Annotated in this window: 4 protein-coding genes; all 4 read right to left on the bottom strand. The window is 66.8% G+C overall.

Annotated elements, in window-relative coordinates:
- Positions 1–359 (bottom strand): ABC transporter permease subunit (locus tag HHL15_RS26040; protein ID WP_169148676.1); only part of this gene is annotated, 359 nt, incomplete at its 3' end.
- A gap of 67 nt (positions 360–426) precedes the next feature.
- A complete protein-coding gene (locus HHL15_RS26035) occupies positions 427–1503 on the bottom strand; it encodes an asparaginase (protein ID WP_169148675.1) in 1077 nt (358 codons plus the stop codon).
- Between the two features lie 36 nt (positions 1504–1539).
- The gene (locus HHL15_RS26030) at positions 1540–2625 is read right to left on the bottom strand and encodes a porin (protein ID WP_169148674.1); all 1086 of its coding nucleotides are present in this window, start codon (positions 2623–2625) and stop codon (positions 1540–1542) included.
- A gap of 54 nt (positions 2626–2679) precedes the next feature.
- Positions 2680–3005: transporter substrate-binding domain-containing protein (locus tag HHL15_RS26025; protein WP_169148673.1), on the bottom strand; the 326-nt coding region annotated here is incomplete at its 5' end.

Genomic DNA, 3005 nt, shown 5'->3' with positions numbered 1-3005 from the left:
AAACCGAGGCAGACCATGGCGGAGACGAACTGCTGGGTGACCGGGTCGAGCTTCTGCTTGAAGGCATCGCCGAGTCCGAAGGGCAGCAGCTCGGGCAGCACGAAGTACCAGATGAAGAGCTGGACGAGCAGGGGGATGTTGCGGAAGACCTCGACATAGGTGGCGGCGAGGGTGGCGAGGCCCTTGTGGGGCACGGTGCGCAGCACGCCCATGAGGCTGCCCAGGGCGAGGGCGATGAGCCAGGCGGACAGGGACAGCAGGACCGTGGTCTGCAGGCCGGAGAGCATCCAGCCGAGGTAGGTCCCGTCACCGGAGGCCGCGGGGCTCAGGAAGATGCCCCAGTTCCATTGGTAACTCATTGTCGATTCCTTTTGAAATAAGGGTCGTGCTGCAGGGGCCCGTGCAAGGCCCCCGCAGGGCCGTCGATCAGTACTCCATGAACATGCGCTGCAGTTCCTTGGCGTCGCTGGTCTTGGTCAGGGCCACCGAGGCGAGGATGCGGGCCTTCTGCGGGTTGAGGTCGTGGGCCACCACCCAGTCGTACTTGTCGTCGGGCTGTTCGGCGTTGCGCAGCACGAAGCCGCCGCCCACCACGCGGGAGGAGCGGATGATCTGCACGCCCTTGCCGCGCAGTTCCTGCAGGGCCGGCACCACTGCGCCGCTCACCGAGCCGTTGCCGGTGCCGGCATGGATCAGCGCGCGGGCGCCGCCTTCGGCGAAGGCCTTATAGGCGGTGGGGGTGGCGTTGCCGTAGCCGTAGGCGATGTCCACCGGGGCCAGCTTGTCGAGCTTGTCGATGTCGAACTCGGTGCCGGTGGTGTGGCGCTTGGCCGGGGCGCGGAACCAGTAGGTCTTGCCCTCGACGATCATGCCCAGCGGGCCCCACGGGCTCTTGAAGGCTTCGGTCTTGATGTTGACCGTCTTGCTTACGTCGCGGCCGGTGTGGATCTCGTCGTTCATGGTGACCAGCACGCCCTTGCCGGCCGCGTCCTTGGTGGCAGCCACGGCCACGGCGTTGTACAGGTTGAGCATGCCGTCGGCCGACATGGCGGTGCCCGGGCGCATGGAGCCCACCACCACCACCGGCTTGTCGGTCTTGAGCACCAGGTTCAGGAAGTAGGCGGTCTCTTCCAGGGTGTCGGTGCCGTGGGTGATGACGATGCCGTCCACGTCGGCCTGGCGGGCCAGCGCGGCGACGCGCTTGCCGAGGGTGATCAGGTGTTCATTGGTGAAGCTCTCGGAAGCGATCTGGAAGACCTGATCGCCACGCACGTCGGCCAGGTTCTTGAGCTCCGGCACACCGGCGATGAGCTTGTCCACCGGTACCTTGGCGGCCTGGTAGGTGGCGCTGTTGGCCACGCTGGCGCCAGCCCCGGCGATGGTGCCGCCGGTGGCCAGGATGACGACGCGGGCCTTGTCCTCGGCGTGTACGCCAAGGCTGCCGGCGAGGCCGGCGGCGAGCAGACAGGAGAGGGCGATGGGGCGGATGCGGAAGAGGGTCATGATCGGTTTCCTTTACGAGTGTGGGGGTGGGGGCGATCAGAAGTTGTGGCGGATGCCGAGGGCCACGGAGCTGTTGTCCAGGCCGGGGGCGGTGCCCAGGAAGCTGTAGGCGCCGCCGCCGCCGGAGCGCTTGGCGGCGTCGTTGTCGATCTTGGTGTAGTAGGTGTAGAGCTTGGTGCGCTTGGACAGGTTGTAGTTATAGGCCAGGGTGTATTGGGCGGCGGCGGTGTCGTTGGTGCCGCTGTAGTCGCCGGCGCGGCCGTAGTTGGCGTGGAATTCATGCGGGCCCATCGGCACCATGGCCGAGACGCGCCAGTAGTTGCGGGTCATGTCTTCGCTGAGGGTGCTGCGCTTGGAGCGCTCGAACAGGCCGCCGACCACCACCGGGCCGAAGTTGTAGGCGCCGCCGGCGGTCACCGCGCGGTCGTTGTTGAAGCGCACGCTGGTGCCGGTGCTGTCGAGGTTGGTGGTGTTCTGGGTGGAGGCGTAGCTGACGGCGGCGTGCAGCGGGCCGGCGTCGTAGCTGGTCACCAGGCCCAGGTTGTGGGGCGTGCGGTTGGAGCCGCTGGCGGCGGGCTCTTCGGCCAGCAGGGCGTAGGTGGCGTCGAAGGTGAAGCCGCCGAGCTTCGGGCTGGTGTACCAGATCTGGTTGTTCATGCGCCCGCCGGCGGCGTTGGAGTTGCCGAAGATGACCGACGACAGCAGCGCATCCGACGAGGTGCCGGTGTCGTGGTTGTGCATGCTGATGTAGTCGTACAGGGCGTAGTAGATGGGGCCGAGGGAGCGGCCCAGGCGCAGGGTGCCCTGCTGGGTGCGCAGGCCGACCCAGCTGTCGCGGGTGGCCAGGGGCGTGCTGGAGTCGCTGCCGTCGACGCGGATGCGGCTCTCGATCTGGTAGATCACCGCCATGCCGCCGCCCAGGTCTTCGGTGCCGCGGAAGCCGATGCGGGAGGCGTTGTCGTTAACCATGGTGCGGGAGTGGCCGCCGGAGACGCTGACGTTCTCGAAGGTGGCGTTGAGGCGGCCGTAGATCACCACGCCGTCATCGGCTTGGGCGGACAGGCTGGCGAGGGCGGCAAGCGTTGCAAGGCTTGCCAGGGTGAGGTGCTGAACAGTCTTCATGAGGGAGGCTCCGCTGGATTTGTGTTTATGGGGAGGGACGGCTTGTTCGGAGGCTTACTCGAAGGCCTTGTCGTTGGGGGCCTTGAACAGCTTCTGCATGGCGTCGGAGAGGGGGAAGTTGAGGTTCAGGCCCTTGGGGGGGATGGGCTGGCTGAACCACTTCTTGTAGATGGCCTCGGCCTCGCCGGAGGTCATGGCCTTGGCCAGGGCGCTGTCGACGAGCTTCTTGAAGCCCGGGTCGTCCTTTCTCATCATGCAGCCGTAGGCTTCGAAGCTCTGCGGGGCGCCGGTGACGGTCCATTCGGCGGGGCGCTTGGCCTTGGCCATTTCGCCGTAGAGGAGTGCGTCGTCCATCATGAAGGCGACGGCGCGGCCGGTCT

The organism is Zoogloea dura (genome assembly GCF_012927165.1).
GTDB classification, from domain to species: Bacteria; Pseudomonadota; Gammaproteobacteria; order Burkholderiales; family Rhodocyclaceae; genus Zoogloea; species Zoogloea dura.
Note: the sequence above shows the minus strand (reverse complement) of the source record. Positions and strands in the feature narration are given on the sequence as shown.